Source organism: Pseudoalteromonas lipolytica, from assembly GCF_003515105.1.
GTDB classification, from domain to species: Bacteria; Pseudomonadota; Gammaproteobacteria; order Enterobacterales; family Alteromonadaceae; genus Pseudoalteromonas; species Pseudoalteromonas lipolytica.
This window is the reverse complement of sequence record NZ_CP032090.1, coordinates 1,646,775-1,669,835: the sequence shown is the minus strand read 5'-3', so window position 1 is coordinate 1,669,835 and position 23,061 is coordinate 1,646,775. Positions and strand designations below refer to the sequence as shown.

The 23,061-nt window shown below is 40.6% G+C and carries 13 protein-coding genes; all 13 read right to left on the bottom strand.

Annotation, left to right across the window (positions count from 1 at the left end; genetic code table 11):
* Positions 1-4: 4 nt before the first annotated feature.
* Complete coding sequence (locus D0907_RS07595; RefSeq protein WP_036968675.1) at positions 5-232, bottom strand: glutaredoxin family protein; 228 nt, start codon at positions 230-232, stop codon at positions 5-7.
* A complete protein-coding gene (rlmKL, locus tag D0907_RS07590; protein WP_036968677.1) occupies positions 225-2,342 on the bottom strand; it encodes a bifunctional 23S rRNA (guanine(2069)-N(7))-methyltransferase RlmK/23S rRNA (guanine(2445)-N(2))-methyltransferase RlmL in 2,118 nt (705 codons plus the stop codon). Before rlmKL ends, D0907_RS07595 begins: the two co-directional genes overlap by 8 nt.
* 78 nt (positions 2,343-2,420) lie before the next feature.
* Positions 2,421-2,951: a cell division protein ZapC domain-containing protein gene (locus D0907_RS07585; RefSeq protein WP_036968679.1), complete on the bottom strand. Its 531-nt coding sequence runs from the start codon at positions 2,949-2,951 to the stop codon at positions 2,421-2,423.
* A gap of 127 nt (positions 2,952-3,078) precedes the next feature.
* Complete coding sequence (gene pyrD, locus D0907_RS07580; protein ID WP_036968683.1) at positions 3,079-4,089, bottom strand: quinone-dependent dihydroorotate dehydrogenase; 1,011 nt, start codon at positions 4,087-4,089, stop codon at positions 3,079-3,081.
* 113 nt (positions 4,090-4,202) lie between these two features.
* On the bottom strand, positions 4,203-9,041 hold the full coding sequence (locus D0907_RS07575; protein ID WP_118844224.1) for an NAD-glutamate dehydrogenase: 4,839 nt from the start codon (positions 9,039-9,041) through the stop codon (positions 4,203-4,205).
* Positions 9,042-9,253: 212 nt separating this feature from the next.
* Entirely contained in the window at positions 9,254-11,578 is a 2,325-nt protein-coding gene (locus D0907_RS07570) for an efflux RND transporter permease subunit (protein ID WP_036968689.1), read from the bottom strand.
* Entirely contained in the window at positions 11,578-12,582 is a 1,005-nt protein-coding gene (locus D0907_RS07565) for a YCF48-related protein (RefSeq protein ID WP_118844223.1), read from the bottom strand. Before D0907_RS07565 ends, D0907_RS07570 begins: the two co-directional genes overlap by 1 nt.
* Positions 12,583-12,705: 123 nt before the next feature.
* Positions 12,706-14,070, bottom strand: coding sequence for a DUF1329 domain-containing protein (locus D0907_RS07560; protein ID WP_065979990.1), 1,365 nt, complete (start codon positions 14,068-14,070; stop codon positions 12,706-12,708).
* Between the two features lie 12 nt (positions 14,071-14,082).
* Entirely contained in the window at positions 14,083-16,167 is a 2,085-nt protein-coding gene (locus tag D0907_RS07555) for a DUF1302 domain-containing protein (RefSeq protein WP_118844222.1), read from the bottom strand.
* Positions 16,168-16,478: 311 nt separating this feature from the next.
* Positions 16,479-16,700, bottom strand: coding sequence for a DUF2835 family protein (locus D0907_RS07550; protein ID WP_118844221.1), 222 nt, complete (start codon positions 16,698-16,700; stop codon positions 16,479-16,481).
* On the bottom strand, positions 16,700-19,294 hold the full coding sequence (pepN, locus tag D0907_RS07545; protein ID WP_118844220.1) for an aminopeptidase N: 2,595 nt from the start codon (positions 19,292-19,294) through the stop codon (positions 16,700-16,702). The genes D0907_RS07550 and pepN overlap by 1 nt, the downstream gene beginning before the upstream one ends.
* A gap of 42 nt (positions 19,295-19,336) precedes the next feature.
* Positions 19,337-20,815 carry a Na+/H+ antiporter NhaC gene (gene nhaC / locus D0907_RS07540; protein WP_065979868.1) on the bottom strand — a complete coding sequence of 493 codons (1,479 nt, stop codon included), beginning with the start codon at positions 20,813-20,815 and terminating at the stop codon, positions 19,337-19,339.
* A 196-nt stretch (positions 20,816-21,011) separates the two neighbouring features.
* Positions 21,012-23,036 (bottom strand): carboxy terminal-processing peptidase, encoded by a 2,025-nt coding sequence (prc, locus tag D0907_RS07535; protein WP_036968705.1) that lies wholly within the window; start codon positions 23,034-23,036, stop codon positions 21,012-21,014.
* Positions 23,037-23,061: the final 25 nt, after the last annotated feature.

Sequence of the window (23,061 nt, the reverse complement as noted above, 5' to 3'; positions counted from 1 at the left end):
ATTCTTAATTATCAGCAATAAATTTTGCTAACTGTAATTCATCAAATGGCCAATATAGTGTTTCACCATTTTCTTTTTTAACAACTGGAATACTCGTTTGATACGCACTGATTAACTGTTCATCGTCCATAATATCGTGCGCTACAAAATTTACCTTGGCAGCCACTAATAATTCATCGGCCAATTCACACAAATGACAACCATCTGTGTGATACAAAGTAAACTTAGCCATGAGTAATTAGCCAGCTATTATGAATTTGCTTATTACGCTTAAAGTCTGGAGATAAGGTATTCGCTGAAATATTTTCTGCTTTTAATCCTAAGCCCATCAGACCCACTTCATCAATTGTGAAACCGCGTTTGTTATTAGAGAAAATTAATGTGCCATTTGGACTTAGAATTTTCTTTACCCAAGTCAATAATTTAATATGGTCGCGTTGAACATCAAAAGCATCTTTCATGCGTTTTGAATTTGAAAACGTTGGCGGATCTAAAAAGATAAGATCATATTGGCCCTGCGCATACTCTAACCACTTTAAACAATCGGCTTGTTCAAAACGATAACGAGTATTACTAATACCATTCAGGTCAAAGTTTTCTTGTGCCCATTTTAAATAGGTTTTCGACATATCAATCGTGGTAATCGCTTTTGCGCCACCCAATGCAGCATGAACAGATGCACTACCGGTATAAGCGAATAAATTTAAAAAGCGTTTATCTTTCGCATTTTGCTGAATGTAGCGACGAGCCAAGCGGTGGTCAAGGAATAAACCCGTATCTAAATAATCAAACAAATTCACTTTAAACTTAGCGCCAAATTCTTCAACCACTTGGGTGCGATTTTGTTTTGAAACTTTGGTGTATTGCTCTTCGCCTTTTTGTTTTTTGCGAACTTTTACTGCAATATTTTCAGCGGCTATATCTAATTGCTCAGCGGTTAAACTTATGACATCTTGCAAACGTTTTTGCGCTGTACTGTCATCAATTTCTTTCGGGGCGGCGTATTCGAAAATAACCGCGGCGTTATCATATACATCAACAGCGACGTTGTATTCAGGAATATCTGCATCGTAAACACGATAGCAACTTACTTCGTTTTGTTTTAACCAATTTTTTAGGTTCTGCTTGTTTTTCTTTAAACGGTTAGCAAATGCTGTTGAACCTTCATAGTTCAGTGCAGGTTTATCTTCTTTACTTAATTCAACTTGTTTATCGTCCAGTTGATAGAGATTAAGCACGACATCTAATGGGCCATTTTTAAACTTATAGCGTTTGAGTTTTACTAACTTCAATAATTTAAATAAGCTTTCATCTGTGCCTAATAAAGCTAACTTCCAATGATTAAAGTGCTTTTTAAAGCCCACACCTAAACTACGATGCAAGTTAACCAGCTCAGCCATTGAGCCGAGTCGCTCGCCATAAGGTAAGTTCGAAATCACAACACCGGGTAACTTAGCAACACTAGTCAATTTTGTAGCATCACTTTGCTTGAACTTAATCACGCTTGCAAGGTCTGCTCGCTCAGCATTTTCTTGTGCTTTTGCAATAACAGAGGCATCAATATCATGACCAATTAACCACAATTTAGGTTCTGTAATTTGTGCCATTAACTCTGCTTTTAATTCTTTATACTTTTGAATTCGAAAACTAGGTAAGCGCTCAAATGCAAAGCCTTCGCGGAATAAACCAGGTGCTTCGTTTCGTGCCATACTAGCCGCTTCAATCAAAATAGTACCAGAGCCACAACATGGATCGAATAATGGTTGTTGAACATTTTCAAGCCAGCCACTGCGTTTTACAAGTGCAGCTGCTAAGTGTTCTTTTATGGGGGCTTTGCCTTGATCTTGACGATATCCACGTTCAGACAAACGAGGACCAGAATAATCAATATACAACGCCACACCATGACGGTTTAATCGTGCAACAACACGCACATTAGCATTGTATTTATCAACATTTGGACGCTGTTCGAACAAGTCAGCAAAGTAATCAACAATTGCATCTTTTATTACTAAACCAGAAAACTGCGTGTTTTTTAAGTAATCATTCGTACCCGTAAAATCAACAGCGAATGTCTGTTTTGGCCCAAACCATTCTTGCCATGGCTGCAATCGTGCAAAATTATACAGGCTGTCTTTGTCTTTAACGCCTTCTTTCTCTTCTATCAACATTAGAATTCGCGTCGCAAACCGACTCGATAAACAAATTTTTTGTGCTAATAAGCTGTCAGCTTCAAAACGGACAGAACCAACAGTTTGCTTTGAGACTTCTGCGCCAAGCTCTGTTAACTCTTCAACAAGTAAATTTTCGATTCCGATAGAAGTAAGTGCGATAAATTGCAAAGTAAAAACCCTTAAATGCTAATTGCGCAGGATTATAGCATAGCTTAGCGAACAAAAACGCCATCATTTAAAGGGATATTAAGCAGATTTAAACTGTTTTTGTTGGATATAAACAGGAAAGATACGATTGTTTAGCACTTTGATAGCTTCAAATTGCTGCAACGATAGATTTTCATCTAACTGAAAGTGCTCACTTAAGTTAATACACACAGACGCATCGCTGCAATGATCAACAATTAAAAACTCACCTTCTTGGGCGTGTGAGCAAAGTTTAACAACCGCTTCAACACTTGGTTCACTGCCATGGTACTCATGAAAAAACCAACTTTTAGCAAGCACTGGTTTTAAATGAAATTTAACCGCAGTCGCGTTCAAAGCAATTTGGCAAAGTTGCGCAGGGCTCCAGAGCGAGAATGTCTCAAGATATTGATAGACTTGTTGGTAAAAATCAGCGTCTTCGAGGCTAAAATTTGGTTCACACAAGACAGCATCAGTGAGCTGACGAAGTTTGTAAGGCGTGCACAGCTGCATATTTTGGTCAAGGTCAACCAAAAGACGATTATTTTTAGAACAAGCAAGCCATTTCCATTGCTTTGATGCTTGTAACATGACTCCTCCCTCTACTAAAAATAAAAATTCCTGCATACTTAGCACATAAGTATAACTAAAGCAGACCATTAATAAAATGATTTTTTAGAACATTTTATTAATGATCAATTGCTTAGATAACTGATCCTTATAAGCCTTTTAGGATCGTTTTTACCAATTCTGGGCCTTTATAAATGAAACCCGTATAAACTTGAACGAGGTCTGCACCGGCAGCAAACTTCTCTTTTGCTGATTCTGCATCATCAATTCCACCAACACCAATAATAGGTAACTTACCCTCAGTTAGACGCTTTATCTCACTAACGACGTGGGTTGAGCGAGCACGTACAGGTTGCCCCGATAAGCCCCCAGCTTCATCTGCATACTGTTGTCCTTGAACTGCTGCACGTTCAAGTGTGGTGTTTGTCGCAATAACACCATCGATCTTATTATTGATCAATGAGTCACTGACTTGTGAAATCTGTACTGCATCAAGATCAGGCGCTATTTTGACAAGCATTGGCACGTGCTTATTATGTTTTGCAGCCAAATCCAACTGTTCATTTTTCAGGCTTTGTAATAAATCATCTAGCGCTTCACCGTACTGTAAATCACGCAATCCTGGCGTATTTGGCGAAGAGATATTGACCGTAATGTACGATGCATGTTCGAATACTTTGCGCATACAGTGGATATAGTCGTCTTTACCCTGCTCGTTAGGTGTGTCTTTATTTTTGCCAATATTGATACCTAGAATGCCATCATACTTTGCAGCTTTAACATTATTAACAAGGTTATCGACTCCTTTATTATTAAAGCCCATACGATTAATGATCGCATTTGATTGAGGTAAGCGGAAAATACGTGGTTTGTCATTACCGGCTTGTGGACGAGGTGTCACTGTACCGACTTCAACAAAACCAAATCCCATTTGTGAAAAAGCATCAATACACTCGGCATTTTTATCTAGCCCAGCTGCAAGACCCACCGGATTTTTGAATTCTAAGCCAAGAAAATTAACAGGTTTATTAGGGACTGTTTGTGACCATGCTGCACTCAATGGAGTATGCGCAAATCGACGTAAATTATTAAGTGCAAATTCATGAGCCCACTCCGCATCACGGGTAAACATAAAACGGCGAGCTAGATCATAAAACATGGTTTGTTCCTTAGGTAAAATAAACAGTGTAGCTTTATTAAAACGGTACATTGCAAATTAAGGGCAAAAAAATACCCCAGCGAGCTGGGGTATGTATTTTAACGACTTTTCATTTATTTGGAAGTGTCACAGTTGTGGCTTAGCAACATTAGTTCACGAAGTGCCACTGAGAACTTCGCAAAATCATGGCTTTGCGATGTCTTAAACTCAGATAACATCTGTTTCCAACGTTGTAATAACAACTCTTGATTATCCATCCACTCGTCAATTTGTGCGTCTACATCTTTGTTGTCACCAACAAAGCTATTTAACACAACCGCTGACAATGTGCGTTGTTGCCAGTCAAGCTCTTCTCGGTATGATGCACGAGCAAGTGCTTGCCAATGGTTTGCAACAGGTTGATTCGTAATTTGGTCTAAGAACCAATGTAATCCCATACGCGCACCCAGCTTGAAGTAAGTGTTAGACACCATGTCGATACTGCAATTTGAGTTATTAGCAATTTCAGCTAAGTCCATTACAGAGAATAAGCTTGAAAGTGAGACAATGCGCGTAGCCAGTGCTTTTGGCACATTGTTATCAATCAATTTATCTGCTGCTTTAACTAAGCGTTCGCTTTCTTTCTCAACCATGTAGCTGTTTAAGTTTTCGCTTAAATCGGCGAATGTGGGTGAGAAGAACTCAATTGCTTGTTCAATCGTTTGTGCTTTATTACGGTGACGTAAGAACCAACGTGTTGCACGACGTACAGTACGGCGTAATTGATACAGCATTTCTGTCTGAACTGCCGCTGGTATCTTATTATCAAGCGCCACAATTGATGACCACGTATCTGTCATCTGGAACACTTCTTTAGCGATTGAATAACACAGTGCTATTTCAGCTTCGTTTGCACCGGTTTCTTCATTCATACGAACCATGAAGTTAAGGCCCATATCGTTTACGATATTATTGGCAAGTTTAGTTGCAATAATCTCTTTACGAAGTGGGTGGTTATCCATTGCGTCGTTAAACTTCTCGCGAAGTGGCACTGGGAATGAATTAACTAACAACTGACGGTAATAAGGGTTTTCTGTGATCTCTTCAACAACAAGAGACTCTTTAAGAACCATTTTCGCGTATGAAACAAGCACAGACAGTTCAGGACGAGTTAAGTCTTTACCTGCGGCTGCGCGCTCAGCTAATTCTTCATCTGTTGGGATGAACTCAATCGCACGATTTAACTTGCCATCTTTTTCAAGTGCATGAATAAAGCGTACTTTTTCTTTAAGTGTTGACGTACCTTTAGACTGAGTAATAGACAGTGTATGCGTTTGACGGTAACAATCTTTAATGACTAGTTGTGACACTTCATCGGTCATTGAATACAGTAACTCATCACGTTGTTTACGTGTTAAGTCACCTTCAGCCACTAAACCATTTAATAAGATTTTGATGTTAACTTCGTTATCCGAACAGGCAACACCGCCCACGTTATCAATAAAGTCAGTATTTACACGGCCACCTTTGGCAGCAAATTCGATACGACCCAGTTGCGTCGCACCTAAGTTACCACCCTCACCTAAGATTTTCGCACCAAGTTCAGCACCATTAATACGTAATGCATCATTCGCGCGGTCGCCCACATCTGCATCTGTTTCTTTAGAGTTCTTAATGTAAGTACCGATACCACCATTCCACAGTAAATCAAACTCCATCATTAAGGCAGCTTTGATTAACTCATTAGGTGTCATGCTCGCTTTCTTGGTGCCAAGCATTTTCTTCATTTCAGGGCTTAAGCTAATTGATTTAGCGGCACGAGAGAAAACGCCACCCCCTTGTGAAATAAGATCTTTATTGTAATCTTCCCACGAAGAACGTGGTAGATTGAATAAACGCTCACGTTCTGGATATGACGCCGCTGCATCAGGGTTAGGATCAACAAAGATGTGCATGTGGTTAAACGCCACTTGCAGTCGAATGTGCTTAGAAAGCAACATACCATTACCAAATACGTCACCCGCCATGTCACCTATGGCCACCACAGTGAAATCTGTTGTTTGACAGTCGATATCCATTTCGCGGAAATGACGTTTAACAGATTCCCACGCACCTTTTGCAGTGATACCCATTTTCTTATGGTCATAACCCACTGAACCACCTGATGCGAAAGCATCACCTAGCCAGAAGTTATACTCGTTAGCAATGCCATTTGCAATATCAGAGAATGTAGCAGTACCTTTATCGGCAGCAACAACAAGATATGGGTCGTCTTCATCATGACGGACAACATCAACAGGCGGAACAATTTCGCCACGCTCAATGTTATCTGTAATGTCTAATAAACCACGGATAAAGATTTTGTAGCACTCTTGGCCTTCTTTAAAGAATGCTTCACGGTCTGTTGGAAGTTGCTTACAAACGAAACCACCTTTCGAGCCTACTGGCACAATAACTGTATTCTTAACTTGTTGTGCTTTAACAAGACCCAATACTTCAGTACGGAAATCTTCACGACGGTCTGACCAGCGCAGACCACCACGCGCAACTTTGCCACCGCGTAAATGCACACCTTCAACACGCGGCGAGTAAACGAAAATCTCGAACGCTGGAAGCGGTAGTGGCATTTCAGGGATCATAGAAGGCTGTACTTTGAACGATACATATGACTTAAATTGGCCATCAGCTTCTTTTTGGAAGAAGTTAGTTCTCAGTGTCGCGTTAATCATATCAACGTATAAACGAATGATACGGTCATCATCTAGGTTAGCAACGTTTTCAAGCTCAAGGTAAATTTGACTAATTAGTTTCTCTAGCGTCTTTTCGCTACCAGGGTTCTTAACAGAGAACTTCTTAGTAAATAAATTAACGATTTGCGATGCAATATGCGGGTAATTAGCAAAAGTACTTTCAATGTAAGTTTGCGAGAACGTTACACCAATTTGACGCATATATTTCGCGTAAGCACGTAAAATTGATGCTTCACGGCCTGTTAAGCCACCCATTAATACTAAACGGTTGAAGCCGTCGTTTTCTAAACGATTGTTCCAAACATTTGTTAATGCAGCACGGAATCGAGCTGACACTTTATCAAAGTCAGCGATACCCTTGTTGTCAATTAGCATGGTGAAGTCCATGATCCAATTAACGTTACCATCAGTTGTTTTTACTGAGTAAGGCGTTTCACCTACAACGCGAAGTCCAAAGTTTTCTAACATTGGCATGACGTCAGATAAATGAATAGGCTCATCCTTATGGAACAAGCTTAAGCGTACAACATTGGTATTCGCTTCTTCTTGCGGACGGTAGAACAACATTTCTAATTTGTTTTCGTCGCTAAGAAGCTCAAGCTTTTCAATATCAACAACTGCAGCGCTTGGAAGAACTTGATCTTTATACGCACTTGCAAAAGCTTGCGCATATTTACGGTTTAATTCTTTACCGCGTGCTTCACCTGCACTTTCAAGTAATGCAGATTGTAATCTATCTTCCCAAGTACGGGCCGCTTCAATTAGGTTATTTTCGATGTCTTTCACGTTATATTCAATATTATTGTCAGTCACACGCACCGTGTAGTGTGTACGGGCTAATGTCGACTCAGAGAAGAAAGTAGTAAATTCGACTTTTTCGTCAGAATTAAATGCATTCGCTAAAATACTTTGTGTTTCACGGCGAAGTGCGGTGTTGTAACGCTCGCGTGGTACATAAACCATACACGAGAAGAAACGACCGTATGCGTCTTTACGAACAAAAATGCGACACATATCACGCTCTTGTACTTGTAACACGCCCATGGCAACTTCTAGCAGCTCGGTTTCACGTGCTTGTACAAGCTCATCACGCGGGTACGTTTCTAAAATATTTAACACGGCTTTGTATGCATGCGTACCTTTCGCAAAATCACACATTTCCATAATGCGGTTGATTTTACTTTTTAGTACTGGCACATCAGCGGCGCTGTTGTTATAAAAACTTGATGAGAATAAACCGATAAAACGGTCTTCACCAACCACGTTACCTTTGTCATCGAAACGTTTAATGCCTACATAATCGATGTACGCAGGACGATGAACGCGAGACACTGAGTTCGTCTTTGTTAAGATGAGTAAGTTATTGCTACGCGCTTCTTGACGCGCCACTTCAGGTAACTCAGATAAAAGACGGCTGTGCTCTTCGTCTGAGTTTTTCATCAAACCTAAGCTAGTGCCTTTTTTACCTTTTAACTGATAGTCGCCTTGAACTGGCGAAAGCTCGTATTCACGGTATCCCATTAGAGTGAAATTATCTTTCGCTAACCAGTCTAAAAACTCAACCGTTTCAGAAACTTCACTTTCTTTATTATTATGGTGACGCTTCGGTAAGTCTTTCGTTACAGCAATTAGTTTTTCACGAATTGGCTGCCAATCTTCTACAGCAACAGAAACATCAACAAGCACAGATTCAAGCTCTTTCTTAAACGATTCAATCACTTTTGCGTCTGTTTGACGATCAATTTCGATAAAGAATACCGTTTTTGTAGACGTTGATTCTTGCTCTGCTTTTAAGCTAGAAATACCCGTGATTTTTGCGTTTTTATCACGTTGAATTTTAAGCGGAGAGTGAAGTAGCAAGTGAGAAGCGATGTTTTCGCGGGTCATGGCCATGCGCACAGAATCAACTAAGAAAGGCATATCTTTAGCGATAATTTCTACAATTGTGTGCGATGACTGCCAGCCATCTTTTGCTACTTCAGGATTGAAGACACGGACAACCGCGTCATCAGAATTATTTTTTTCTAGCGAGTTCCATAGGCTTAGTGCAGCGCCATATAAGTCACTATCGTTGCGATGTGCCAAATCCTCTTTAGACATATTGCTGTACAAGGCTTTGGCGAATTTCTCAACGAGTAACACATTATCAGCGTGAACTTTTTTCTGGATCAGCTTACAGACATTATCTAAGATAACCGAGGCTTGCCCTTCATTTCGTGTCATTGTATGTTCCTTAATCTATACTACTTATTGATTAGTAGAATATTTGTACAGCCATTTATTAGCGTGGAGTCAGGTAAATTCTAACTCTTTTACAGCTAATAAACAGCCTTTTCGATGAAATCATTTTAAGCTTTTCAGCTATTTGGTCATCTATTCACAAAATATAGATATATATGGCCATTCCTGGCCATATCGGAGCACAATTATTTACATTATTTTTTCTGGTCAGTCCAGAGGAAGCTACCAATCGCGGGTAAAAGCAGCACTGCACCTAACATATTCACTAAGAACATAAAGGTAAGCAGAATACCCATATCCACCTGGAACTTCAGATCAGAGAAAATCCACGTGCTCACCCCTATCGCTAAGGTGATACCTGTGAAGAGTACTGCACTGCCTCGTTCAACAAGGGCGTTACGGTAAGCGACTTCTAATGCGACGCCACGTTTTAACTGTGACATCATCGATGACAGAATGTAAATTCCGTAATCAACGCCAATCCCCACCCCTAATGCGATAACAGGTAAGGTTGATACCGTTAAGCCTATTTCTAATTGCACCATTAATGCTTGCGCAAGTGTTGATACGATATACAACGGCAGTACCACGGCTACTGTGGCTTTTACGCTCCTAAAACTCACTAAGCAAAGTAAAATAACTGCGCCATAAACATAGAGCATCATCGGTAATTGTGCAGCCGACACAGATTCATTTGTTGCAGCCATTACCCCAACAGGGCCTGAAGCTAGCTTAAATTGCACTTTATCGGTTTGCTCTTGAGCTGCAAACTCTTTTACCTTTGCGACAACATGATCAATTGTCTCTGCTTTGTGGTCATTTAAGAAAATGATTACAGGCATCACTGAACAGTTACCATCTAACAAACCAGAGCTGGTCTCAACACGCGATGTCGATTGCACTAAGCTTGCGGTATTACGCGGTAAACTTTGCCATTTTAAATTACCTTCATTAAAACCAGCATTAACAGACTGAGCAACGCTACTTAAACTCACTGCTGATTGTACGCCAGCTACATTTTCCATTTGCCATTGGAAACGACCGATTCGCTCCATTACATCATGCTCTGTACACGCTGCAGGATATGCTTCAACAATCACTTTTAAAATGTCTGATGAAATCGTGTACTTATCTGAAATCAAGAAGGTGTCTTGATTATATCGCGCATCTTGATGCAGTGAAGGTGCACCGGCGTGCAAGTCACCTATACGCATTTTATCTGCCTGCCAGTAACCGACTGCAAAGAGGAGTGCCGTTAAAACAATGATGACTGCTGCGGTCTTACGTTCAGTTGTCTTAACCAAAATTTCACGCAAGGTATCCAGCATGTTTGGTTTGTCTGTGTGGTTACCAGATTGGATACGCACCGAGCCTTCAAAGTTCATGTAAGACGCCCAAACAGGCAGAAGGATCAAGTTAGTGAATATAATCACCGCCACACCCAAACTCGCTGTAATCGCTAACTCTCGGATAATACCGATATCAATGGTTAATAATGTTAGGAAACCAATCGTATCAGATAACAGCGCTATACCACCGGGAATTAACAAGGCTCTAAAACTTGCCTGACAACACACGCGTGTATTGCTGCCGGTGCACACTTTTTTACCAATGTCGTTGATCATTTGCACGCCATGGCTCACACCAATAGCAAACACTAAAAACGGCACTAAGATTGACATTGGATCAAGTCCAAAGCCAAGACTTGACAGTAAACCAAGCTGCCAGATGACCGCTATAATTGAACAAGCAATCGGCAAAATTGTTAGTTTTAAACTGTGGCAGAATAACCACACCATGATAAATGTAAATGCGATAGCAATAGCGAAAAACAGCACCACCCCTTTCGCACCTTCTGCAACATCACCCGCCATTTTCGCAAAGCCAATAATATGAATACTGACTTTGTCTGTACTGAGCGGTTCGCGTACTTGTGTTTCTAATTTTTCAGCAAATGCGAGGGTATCGAGTTTTTCTTGCGTTTGGGGATCAAATTCAAGTAGCTGTGCTGTCACCATCGCACATGAATAATCACTCGCAATCATGCGCCCCACAACTTTTGCTTTTTCAATATTCTCTTTTACAACTGCTAAACCTTGTTTATCAGCAGTAAAGTTGGCTGGAATAATTGGGCCGCCGGCAAAGCCGTCTTCAACCACTTCTACAAAACGTGCACTGGGAGCAAAAATTGAGTTTACTAGCGGACGATTTACCCCTGGAATAAAGTAAAGTTGGTCATGAACAGCTTTTAACTGCGTAAAAAACTCCTCATTAAATATATCGCCCTCAGCATCGCACACTGAAATTAAAATGCTGTTTGCACCACCAAACTGCTTTTCATGTTTGGTGTACACTTTCATGTATTCGTGGTTTAGTGGAATATTCTTATTAAACGACGCATCGAGTTGAATTTGTGTTGCTTTAAACAATAAAAAACAAGTGATTACTGCAAACGAAATAATCGCAAATAGACGATGACGAAACACCGCCTTTTCTAAAAAATCTAAAAAGCCACGCATTACTGATTCAACTCCTTCACTTTAATGCCATCTTCAGAAGCCATAACCAGTTTATTCTGAAATACAACGCCATCGAGTAATGATTTACCATCAGCCATCTGCTCTTCTGTTAGCTCACCATCTTTGATATGAAAAATAACCCCACTGTTTGCGAATAATAGCCATTCATTTTTGTAATTAATTGCGCTATTAACGGTAGCGTGATTATCAGAGTCAACTTGTAGCCACTCTTGAGATTGCGCTTGGCGTGTAAAAATATTTCCCCGTAGACCTGCAACAAGATCTTCGCCACCGCTGTGTGCAGTTGACGCAAACGTAAAGAAAGAACCCATATATATTTCTTCTAAACGCTGCCATGTTTGACCATTGTCTAGGCTTTGCGCCATTAAACCCATTTCACCCACGAGCATTAAACGGTCTGCAACGTTAACAATACGGTTAAAATGTGGCAGGATTGATGCTGTTTCAGCTTCGTATCCTTCAGGATCATTGTTTTTAAGATCGTTTAAATAATCACGGTCATCCTCAAATAATAAGCTGTCTAAAAACCGTTTATTCCAGTTTTTTCCGCCATCATTCGTTTCAAAAAACATCCCATAAGCACCCACTGCGTAGCCATGCTGCGCTGAGGTAAATAAAATGTCTAAGCACGGCTTATCCATATGGGGCAATGCCTGTTGCAATTGCCATGTTTTACCAGCATCCGTCGTATTAATAATGGTTGCATCATGGCCACAGGCCCATCCTAAATCCGTGTCATAAAAGTTAACTGCCGTTAATAACACTTGTGTAGGTACACTCGCCTGTTGCCATTGCTGTGCATCTGAGCTGGTAATGACAACACCATGTTTACCAACTGCGATCAGTTGATTGCCTGATATCTCAATATCAGTGAGAAGGGTTTTGTCTGCGTTAACAGCAGAAATTGCCTGCTGAGGCTGTGGCATGTCTTGAGCAAAACATGAAGCACTATAAGCAAGACAAGCATAAAGCAAATACTTCATAAAGATAAATCGCCTTCGATAGAATAAAAAAGCAAGCCAACAACATAATCGTGATTACACCTTTCATACTTTGGCTTGCCTACATTGCAAGAGGCACCTGTTTTCAGGTGCCTAGTGTGTAGATTAACGACCTTCGCGGCGTAATGCGCTAGAGGTAAACTCATTGTCGTTTAATGTTTTTGAGAAGTCATACATTTTTTCTTGGTTATCTAAACCAATCGCTAAATAACGACGTGAATTTAAGTCGTGGTATACATCTAGCGTACTCCAATGCGTAGGTACTTCGTAGTAGTTCAAGCCATGCGACATTGCAACACGATACATTTGATCGCGATTATCATAAATATCGGCTACATGAACTTGCCAGCTATCCTCGTCAATATAAAACACACGCTTTTTATAAATATGACGCGTGCCTTCTTTAAGGTTCGCTTCTACAACCCATACTCTGTGCTTTTCATAGCGCACATGCTCAGGGTTAATATGACCCGCTTGTAAAATATCATCGTAGGTTAACTTGTCGCTATGAAGCTTATAACTATTGTACGGAATATAAAGCTCTTGCTTCCCTTTTAATGTCCAGTTATAGCGATTTGGTGAACCATTAAACATATCAAAATCATCGGTTGTACGTAAGCTATCTGCTGCAGTACCCGGTGCATCATAGGCTACGTTTGGCGCACGACGAACACGACGTTGACCTGAGTTGTAGGTCCATGCTTGACGTGGCGTTAAGATTTGGTCCATTGTTTCATGAACAAGCAATGCGGTACCAGCAAGACGAGCAGGTTCTGTTACCTTTTGCTTAAACTTAAACAGAATATTTGATTCTTGAAGTTGTTCAGGTGTCGATTTTGGATTTGAGTATTCAACTAACAACTGTTCATCAAAACCTACATAATTATACGAGCCTGATGCCGTCGGTGCTGCTTGTCCAGCATAACGCTCTACGGCTAAACCACGAAAACGTAATAGGTGATTCCAAATTGCTTCTAAGCCGTCTTTAGGAATTGGGAATGGCACGCCTACTGCCGTGTTCTTAATACCATTACCGCCTTCAACTAACTCAGCCGTAGTCGCGTATTTTTTAGTAGCATCGTATACAAACTGAGGATACGAAGCACTGCGACGGGTTGGATAAATGTTCATTTTAAATGTGTCAGGGTATGTATTGAATAACTCAATTTGACCAGGACTCAAGAGATCTTTGTATTTATCGACGTTCGACTTATCGATGGTGAATAATACCTTGTCATCTGCAAACGGATCAGGGTGATGCATACCCGGTTTGTAATCTGCAGGAGGCGTTGTAATACCGCCTGTCCATTCAGGGATAGATCCATCTTTGTTTGCCGATTTTTCTGCACCAATGGGTGTTAAATCTGTACCTAAACGTGCCGCTTCATCAGCGGTAATTTTTGCAAGCACACTGCTGCTTGCAAAAACGCTACAAAACGCTGCAGCAATGAGGGTAGGTTTTCTAATAATCATAATTTACCCTTAAATTGAATATTTAATATTGAAAGAAACATAATCGCGGTCAGAGAAAGTATTCGTCGCACCACCACCCCAGAATGAGTTGTAGCTAAAGTCGAATGACCACGCATTTTGATAGTTAAAGTTCATCGTCACGCCCAGTGACTTACGATCTTCAACAAACAGGAACATCGGATCAGGTGTAATACCATTCACGTCGTGTGAAAACACGAAACGTGGTGAGAAATTCACCCCGTTAAAGACATTAAAGTAATCACCTTTTGCGATTAAGCGATAACCCCATGCAGACGCAGTTGGGAATGGGTTTGTCTCAGGGCCGTTTGAAATACCGAGGTGGAGTGTCGAATAATCATCACCTAATGGGCCTTGCATGATACCGCTTCGACCCGTACCCGCAACATTCAAGCGTAACTCATCGTATTCCGGCATATCATTAATACGAACACCGCCAATTTCACCCACAACAGCCCAACTATCAGCACCAAGAGACGGGCCAAATAAATGGGTAGCAGTAAACTGAAGCTGAGCTGTATTACGAAGAATATAGCCTTGTGCAACTTCACCAGGACCAACGACACTGGTCGCATCGCCTAAGCTCATTTGCGAAATACCTGCAAAATCAGGACGAATACCCGCAACAGCTAATTGCTCAGGCATACCAGCGTATAATAATTCAACATCATCTATTTGCAGTGGCTCATCTTGACGGAAGGCAAATTCGCCTGCAAGCGCGGTCTCACCCACGGTTGTATTAAAGCTTAAACCGTATAGCTTAATATCTTCAGGGTACTCTAATTGCCCTTTAGTGAATGCTTGAAGACTTGTAACATTATCTTCTGTTATTTCAGAAGTTAATAACATACCAATATCAGCAGTCAATGCTGGCGATGTAAAGTTAGATACTTGACCAGAAATAACAGGTCGGCGGCTGTGATAGTTAATGTGGTAAAGGGCGACTTCTGTATCGTTTAGTTCAGGTAAGTACATACCTAAACGTAAACCGTATTGTCCACCATCATCAGGCTCATTTTTACCCGCATCCCCCTTGCCTTTTAAAGCAACTTTGGTCGGGAATGCCAGGTACATTTGTGCCATCATTGCTCGCCCTTGCGGCGATGTAGGATCGATACCTTGCGAGCGCACAATATCATCTAAACTATTTAAGCTGTCTGTTAAGAAAGCTAAATCGATATCAGGGTTTGATGTAAAACCAAGCTGGATATTTTGTTGGTAGCCATTTTCAGACGCGAAATCATTCGTTGAAAAATAAGTACCTGCAGCAGGAAGGCGCGTTTCGTGCCATTCATACTGATAAAAACCTTCAAGGGTAATATTATCGGTAATACCTAATGAAGCCCATAGCATACCAACGGGTATGAATGCTTCTTTTAACTCCGCACCTGGCGCTTTCAAACGGTCAATATCAACCGGGTTTACGTTGATACCGTGAGAAATTAAGGTACTTTCACCCCAGTTAACGACCTGCTGACCTAAGCGAATAGACAGCGGGTTTCGACCTTCGTTAAGGTCAAAGTTCGCCCAGACGTACGCGTCAAGTAAGCGTAAATCGGCACATACTTGCTCTTTGGTGTCGTCATCATCACAGGGGTCAACTTTCTTACCTGATGTTGGGTTACTATACGCAAAGTCACCATCCATCAACGCGAAATCATAAAAGTACATGAAACGGGTAAAAAGACCGTAATTATCTTTACTAATCGATAACTCGTGGTTGCCTTTTAACAGCTTTGAAAAAGAATCACCACTGTCGAAGTTAAGGTTACCAGCATCGCCATTATTTGAATAAGCGCCTGGCTGCTTCCATACATCAGAAGAAGAGTAAATAGGATTTAAAGCAGGATGATAGCCCGACCAATCAAATGATGGGTTATTACTTTTACCTATAATTGCAAAGTCACGGTCTTCGACTCGAATACTCTGCCCATATGAAAAGCTAGAGTCAAAACGTACGTCAAAATCACCTAATTGAAAAGTGGCCGCGTGCAAAGCTGTGCTTGAGAGTCCCAGAGTCGCCGCCGCGAATCCCAAAGCTATTTTGTTTTTAACAAAAAGCGATCTTTTTATCATTGTGTTCATCCCCCTGTAACGGGTTGTTTTGTGATCAAATTGTTGTTTTTAGAATCTTTCTAACGATAGAAGCGAAATAGTAAAAATACAATATAGAACGCGTTCAATCGGTTAATATTTATTTAAAAATGTGACGTTTACGTATTGGTAAGACGTCATACCAGATAATTTATACACGTAAATTAACAATAGAACAAATTGAATTAACAAAAATATAATAAGATTATTTTATAGGAGGGAGAAAAATGTGGCTAATTTTTGGGTAAATTAGCACACTTTGTCGTATGACAGCTTTAAGGCTATTTGGCGTTTTAATTCACTTTTTCAAGCTTTAAAAACTGATTATCAGCGCCCAGCGTGAGTCTAAAACGCCCTCTTATCCCTAATGATGAAATAAAAGGACGTAAATGCTTGGCAGCAAAACGAATTGTTTTGCCACCATCTTCTGTTACCTGTATTGAAGTATATTTACCATGATAGTAATCAAGGCATTCTGCATAACTTAAATACAAAGAAAAAAAGTATTCAGTCATTAACCTACTAACGCTTTCTCAACTTTTTCAAATAAATCATCACTTAGGCTCTCTAATGATGCCAAACGTTGCAATTGTGCTTTGATTGCCTGCGAACGGTCGTGATCATAACGTTTCCATGCCATAAATGGTGTTAACATACGTGATGCATTTTGCGGGTTAATATCATTGAGCTTAATAAGCAAATCACCCAATAATTGATACCCTTTGCCGTCTGCACGATGAAATTGTGTAGTATTAAAATGACTAAAGCTGCCGACCAATGCTCTGACACGGTTTGGATTACCAAAATCAAAACTTGGGTGATCATACAACTGCTTAATGTCTTCAATGCAGGTTGCTGACTCTTTCATTGCCTGCAATGCAAACCATTTGTCCATTACAAGTACATCATGTCGCCATTTAGCATCAAATTCATTGAGCAAATCATCACAGCGAGGGTGATTCGCTTTTACAACCGCACTTAGCGCAGCTAACACATTTGTCATGTTAGAGCTGGCCACGGCTTCGTCAATAAAGTCATTCACGTCTTGCTGTTCAGTTTTTGCTAAATAGTGCAAACAGACCTGTTTAAGTGCCCTAACGGCAACAGCCTCGGCAGATGTTGTGCCATCATCGTGTAATGCCTTATAACACGCAATCAATGAGTCCGATAAGTCAGTCGCAATGTGTAGTTCAAATGCATTCATTACTGAAACAATGTCATCAACGGGGATCACTGCATATTCAGCCGCAATCGTGTCATAGCTTGGTAATTTTAATAGCTCTGCAATCAGTGCCAAATCCCCTGCTCGTTCTGTAATTAATACGTTAAGAGCAGAAATGATGTCGGGTGATAAACATGCATTACCCGATGATAGTGCGGCTTTAATTTCGTTGGTAAATAATCGTTGCTGTGCATCCCATCGCGAAAAATCACTTCGTGCAAAACGCATAATATGGAGCAAATCAGCGGTGCTGCTAGTTTGGTCAACAATACAAGGAGCAGAAAAATCTTCCAGAAGCACTGCAACAGGCGGCTCTATAACATTTTCAAACACAAAGGTGTGTTGTTTTTCAGTTATATTAAGCACAGAATCTTGCATCTGATTATTAATCGTTAACGGCACTGATTGACCAGCAGGGTCAAGTAGTTCAATCGCAAACGGAATATGTAACAACGCATTATTAGGTTGATTATCTGGCGCAAATTGCTCAATGGTCAGTGTAAAGGTTTGATTAGCATGATCAAAATATTGATCTACTTTTAATCTTGGAGTACCCGCTTGATTGTACCAACGCTTAAACTGCTGCAAGTCAATTTCAGAAGCATCACTCATGGCTGCAACAAAGTCATCACAGGTAACGGCTTGACCATCGTGCCGTTGGAAGTAAAGCGCCATACCTTGCTGAAACTTTTCTTCGCCTAATATCGTGTGCATCATACGAATAACTTCTGCGCCCTTGTCATACACTGTCACAGTGTAAAAGTTATTCATTTCAATAACTTTTTCTGGGCGAATTGGGTGCGCCATAGGCCCTGCATCTTCGCTAAACTGATGAGTTCGCATTACTTTTACAGCATCAATACGGTTTAGGGCACGAGATCCCAAATCACTACTAAACTCTTGGTCTCTAAATACGGTTAAACCTTCTTTCAAAGACAACTGAAACCAGTCTCGACAAGTAACGCGATTGCCCGTCCAGTTATGAAAATATTCATGCCCAACAATAGACTCAATCGTGTGGTAATCTTTATCGGTGGCGGTTTCTTGATTCGCTAACACACATTTAGAGTTGAAGATGTTTAATCCTTTATTTTCCATCGCCCCCATATTGAAGAAATCGACGGCAACAATCATGTATATATCTAAGTCGTATTCAAGATTGAAACGTTCTTCATCCCACTGCATTGATTTTTTTAACGATGTCATTGCATGCGGGGTTTTTGGTAAATTACCTTTATCAACAAATAAGGCCAACTCAACATTACGGCCTGATTTCGTTGTGTACTGGTCACGTAACACATCAAAATCACCTGCAACTAATGCAAACAAGTAACTTGGTTTTTTAAATGGATCCTGCCATTTGACAAAGTGGCGACCATCATCGAGTGTGCCTGCATCAATCTGATTACCGTTAGACAATAAATGCGTGTATTTTTGCTCAGCAATGATCGTAACATCAAAACTTGCCAATACATCTGGGCGGTCCAAGTAATAAGTGATTTTTCTAAAACCTTCAGCTTCACATTGCGTGCAATACGCGCCCCCTGATAAATACAGGCCTTCGAGGGAAGTGTTTGTTTGAGGATCGATATGGTTGACAATTTTTAAAATAAAATTAGCAGGTAAATTGTGGATGATGAGTGCCTCATCCTCAAGCGTATAGTCACTGTACTCTTGCTCATCTACATGCAGTGAGATAAGTGTTAAATCAACACCATCAAGCACTAAATCAGCCCCCGTTTCGTCCACACGGTTAATCGTCATTGTTGAGTGTACGACGGTTTTTAAGGGCGCTAATTCAAAGCGTAAATCGATATGTTGTATTGAAAAATGAGGGGCTTGGTAATCTTTTAAATATTGAGCTTGAGGTTTACTCGTTGCAGACATCATTGACTCCAAATGGCCCTGTTTAACAGGGCCTAACATGAATTATTCAGCGCTGGTTTGTTTAACGTGCTTTGGTTCGATACGTAAAATTTTAATACCTAAATATGCGTAAACAACAGCGAGTACTGGATTAATTAAATTAAAGAAAGCGTAAAGTGCATAATCAAATGGGTTAATTAATAAAACGCTTTGCATGTATGCACCACACGTATTCCATGGGATCAGCGGGCTTGTAATGGTGCCACCGTCTTCTAAAGTACGTGATAAATTCACCGGTTTTAAACCGCGTTTTTCATATTCATCTTTAAACATACGTCCTGGTACAACAATAGCAATGTATTGATCTGCCGCCACTGCATTGGTACCGATACAAGTCGCAATTGTCGCTGTTATAAGTGAGCCGGTGCTTTTCGCTATTTTCAATATGCTTTTTACAAACATATCTAGCAAGCCAGTTTTCTCCATAATGGCGCCAAACATCAATGCGGTCATAATTAGCCAAGTTGTGTTTAACATTCCGGCCATACCGCCGCCACTGAGCAATGAATCCATTTTTTCGTCGCCCGTATCGATGCTAAAGCCATCAAAAAATGTTGTCCATACTAGCTTGAAATAGCCAATTAACTGCCCTTGTGACGTATCGATTTGACTATTAATTAAATCTGATTGAAACAACATAGCCCAAATAGCACCCAGTACTGCACCAATTGAAATAGCTGGAAATGCCGGCATTTTTCTTATTGCAAGAATAAGCAACACGACTAATGGCACGAGCATTTCAAGCCCGATATTAAAGTTGCTTTCTAACAGGTTAATGATTTCATCAATTCGGCCTGCTTCTGCTGAACCACCTGCATTAAAGCCCATAAAAATAAAAATAATTAAGGCAATAATAAAGCTAGGCACCGTGGTCCAAAGCATATGATGAATATGCTCAAACAGATCGGCTCCGGCAACCGCAGGGGCTAAGTTTGTTGTTTCCGACAGTGGGCTTAACTTATCACCAAAGTACGCGCCTGAAATAACAGCACCGGCAGTCACTACCTGCTCAAGTCCTAACCCCGTTGCAACACCTAATAATGCCACACCGATGGTAGCAGCTGTCGTCCATGAGCTACCAATACTCATCGCAACAATGCCACAAATTAAACAACTAGCCGCATAGAACCAACTTGGATTGATAATTTGTAAACCATAGTAAATTAAGGTGGGTACTGTTCCAGATAGCAGCCATGTGCCAATCAATGCGCCTACCATTAACAGTATAATAATGGCACCTAATGATAAGGTGATCCCTTCAATCATCGCTTGTTCGAGCTTTTTCCAGGTATAGCCGTTTTTTAGACCGATTAAGGCAGCAGTAAAAGTAGCAAAGAGTAAGGCTATTTGATTTGGCCCCGATGATGAGTTATCACCGAATAAATAAACAGCTGCACCCAATAGGCACACGAGAACAGTAATGGGGATCAAGGCATCTAAAAAACTGGCCTGTTTGATCGGCTTCTCTTCAATTGAATTCAAAAGATAGTCTCCTACACGTCTTATGTGGCGTGTTTAATTATTATTGTTTGATTGTCTAAAGAACGCCTTGGATTAATGTTTATTAATTAGACCACGAACATTTTAGACAGCCAGATTGATCAATTATAACAAGATGCCCCGTTTTGGGCAGTAAAAAAGGCGCCTAAGCGCCTTTTAATTAACCAATTATAGGTATTTATTTTTTCGCGAGCCGACCATACTTAATATAGTCTTGCGTAATTAACGCGGCTTCTTCTAAGAAAGGGTCGAGATCATCAAGCGTATCAGGTAAATCATCTAGGCTTTCCACTGGTTTGTGACCTAATCGAACTAATCGTTCATTAGCACGCTCAAGCGCACGCTCTTCGCCTTCGTCTTTCTCTTTGATACGTGTTGCTTCAACAAGTGAAATTGTTTTTCGATCTTTCTCTTCTTGATAACGTTTAATATCATCGAACACATAACCAAATTCAGGCTCATTGGCAATGCGCGCATCATGTAATTTATTGACATAAGCAATCGCAGGCTTCAAATCGTCAACTGAATTATATTTAGCGCGAATGATGCTGTCCCAAGGTAATGCATTGTCTTGCTGACTTTCGCCCCAGTCTGCTGGGTCAATCGCTGAGGGGAATGACACATCGGGAATCACCCCTTTATGCTGCGTGCTTCCGCCATTAATACGATAAAATTTTGCAATTGTGTATTGTACGCTGCCAAGTGGGTGATCATATAAATCATACGCACGGCCCAGCGGTTTGTGCTGTTGTACTGTACCTTTACCAAACGTTTGCTCACCAATCACAATAGCACGGCCATAGTCTTGCATCGCTGCTGCAAATATTTCAGAGGCTGATGCACTGTAACGGTCAACTAAAACGGTTAATGGGCCATCATAAAAAGTGACACCATCGCGGTCTTTTTGCTCTTCGATACGGTTGTTTAACGTATGAATTTGTACGACTGGACCTTGATCAATAAACAGGCCTGACAATTGCGTCGCTTCATACAATGAACCGCCGCCGTTTTGGCGTAAATCGATTATGATGCCATCTACTTTCGCTTCTTTTAATTTCGCAATTTCAACTTTTACGTCTTGCGATAAATTATTGTAGAAACCTGGGATTTCTATCACACCGATTTTACTTGTTAAATCTGAGTATTTCGCTTCAAATACTTCTGATTTAGCAGCACGGTCTTCTAAACGAATTTTATCACGGGTTATCTCAACAACTTTCGGAGTACCATGAGCATCCGCCCCTTTTAGATACTGTAAGCGAACTTTAGTACCTTTAGGGCCTTTGATTAAGTCAACCACGTCATCAAGACGCCAGCCAATAACATCAACAAAGTCTTCGCCCTCTTGAGCAACACCTATAATGCGGTCATCGGCTTTAATTTGTTCAGATTTGTCAGCGGGACCACCCGGAACTAGGCTTCGGATCACGGTATAATCTTCATCATAACTTAATACTGCGCCAATACCTTCAAGTTCAAGGTCCATGTCCATTTTGAACTGTTCAGCACGACGGGGTGATAAGTAAGATGTGTGTGCTTCAATACTACGTGCAAACGAATTCATTACAATTTGAAATGCATCTTCACTGTTTGTCTGCACTAAGCGTTTTTGCGCATTGTGGTAACGCTTGGTTAAGACCTCTTTTATGCCTTGCCAATCTTTACCGGTCATTTTTAAACGCAACGCATCGTATTTAACGCGCTGACGCCACAATTCATCAAGCTCAGCTTGAGTCGTTGCCCACTTAGCGTCTTCGCGGTCAAACATATATTCATCTGCTTTATCGAACTTCATTTCATTTTCAAGTAACGATAAAGAATAATCATAACGCTCAAAACGACGCTTTAAGCTCAGATTAAAAATATCAAAGGCAAACCCAAGTTTCCCTGAAGAGAGCGCATTATCGAACTGGTCTTTATATTGTTCGAAAGAAGCAATATCAGACGCTAAAAACACACTTTTATTAAAATCGAGGGATTCGATATAACGATCAAATATCTGTTCAGATAATTCATCGTTAAAGCGAATGGGTTTGTAGTGTGCACGAGTAAATAAGTTTGTCACCCGTTTGCTTGCTGTACTATGTTGGCTTTCTTGCTTGAGTACTGGTAAATCTTCTGCAGTTAAATTATCTGTAGAAGCCAATAATGAACCTGAAAACAGGGCAGCGACTAACGGAATGAGCGTAAACTTTTTACTCATACACAACTCCTTTATTTTTTACAGC

What these genes read in the sequence shown, in the direction of transcription:
- D0907_RS07595 (WP_036968675.1), bottom strand. Translation starts at nt 232, where the DNA reads ATGGCTAAGTTTACTTTGTATCACACAGATGGTTGTCATTTGTGTGAA.
- D0907_RS07585 (WP_036968679.1), bottom strand. Translation starts at nt 2,951, where the DNA reads ATGTTACAAGCATCAAAGCAATGGAAATGGCTTGCTTGTTCTAAAAAT.
- pyrD (WP_036968683.1), bottom strand. Translation starts at nt 4,089, where the DNA reads ATGTTTTATGATCTAGCTCGCCGTTTTATGTTTACCCGTGATGCGGAG.
- D0907_RS07575 (WP_118844224.1), bottom strand. Translation starts at nt 9,041, where the DNA reads ATGACACGAAATGAAGGGCAAGCCTCGGTTATCTTAGATAATGTCTGT.
- D0907_RS07570 (WP_036968689.1), bottom strand. Translation starts at nt 11,578, where the DNA reads ATGCGTGGCTTTTTAGATTTTTTAGAAAAGGCGGTGTTTCGTCATCGT.
- D0907_RS07565 (WP_118844223.1), bottom strand. Translation starts at nt 12,582, where the DNA reads ATGAAGTATTTGCTTTATGCTTGTCTTGCTTATAGTGCTTCATGTTTT.
- D0907_RS07555 (WP_118844222.1), bottom strand. Translation starts at nt 16,167, where the DNA reads ATGATAAAAAGATCGCTTTTTGTTAAAAACAAAATAGCTTTGGGATTC.
- D0907_RS07550 (WP_118844221.1), bottom strand. Translation starts at nt 16,700, where the DNA reads ATGACTGAATACTTTTTTTCTTTGTATTTAAGTTATGCAGAATGCCTT.
- pepN (WP_118844220.1), bottom strand. Translation starts at nt 19,294, where the DNA reads ATGTCTGCAACGAGTAAACCTCAAGCTCAATATTTAAAAGATTACCAA.
- prc (WP_036968705.1), bottom strand. Translation starts at nt 23,036, where the DNA reads ATGAGTAAAAAGTTTACGCTCATTCCGTTAGTCGCTGCCCTGTTTTCA.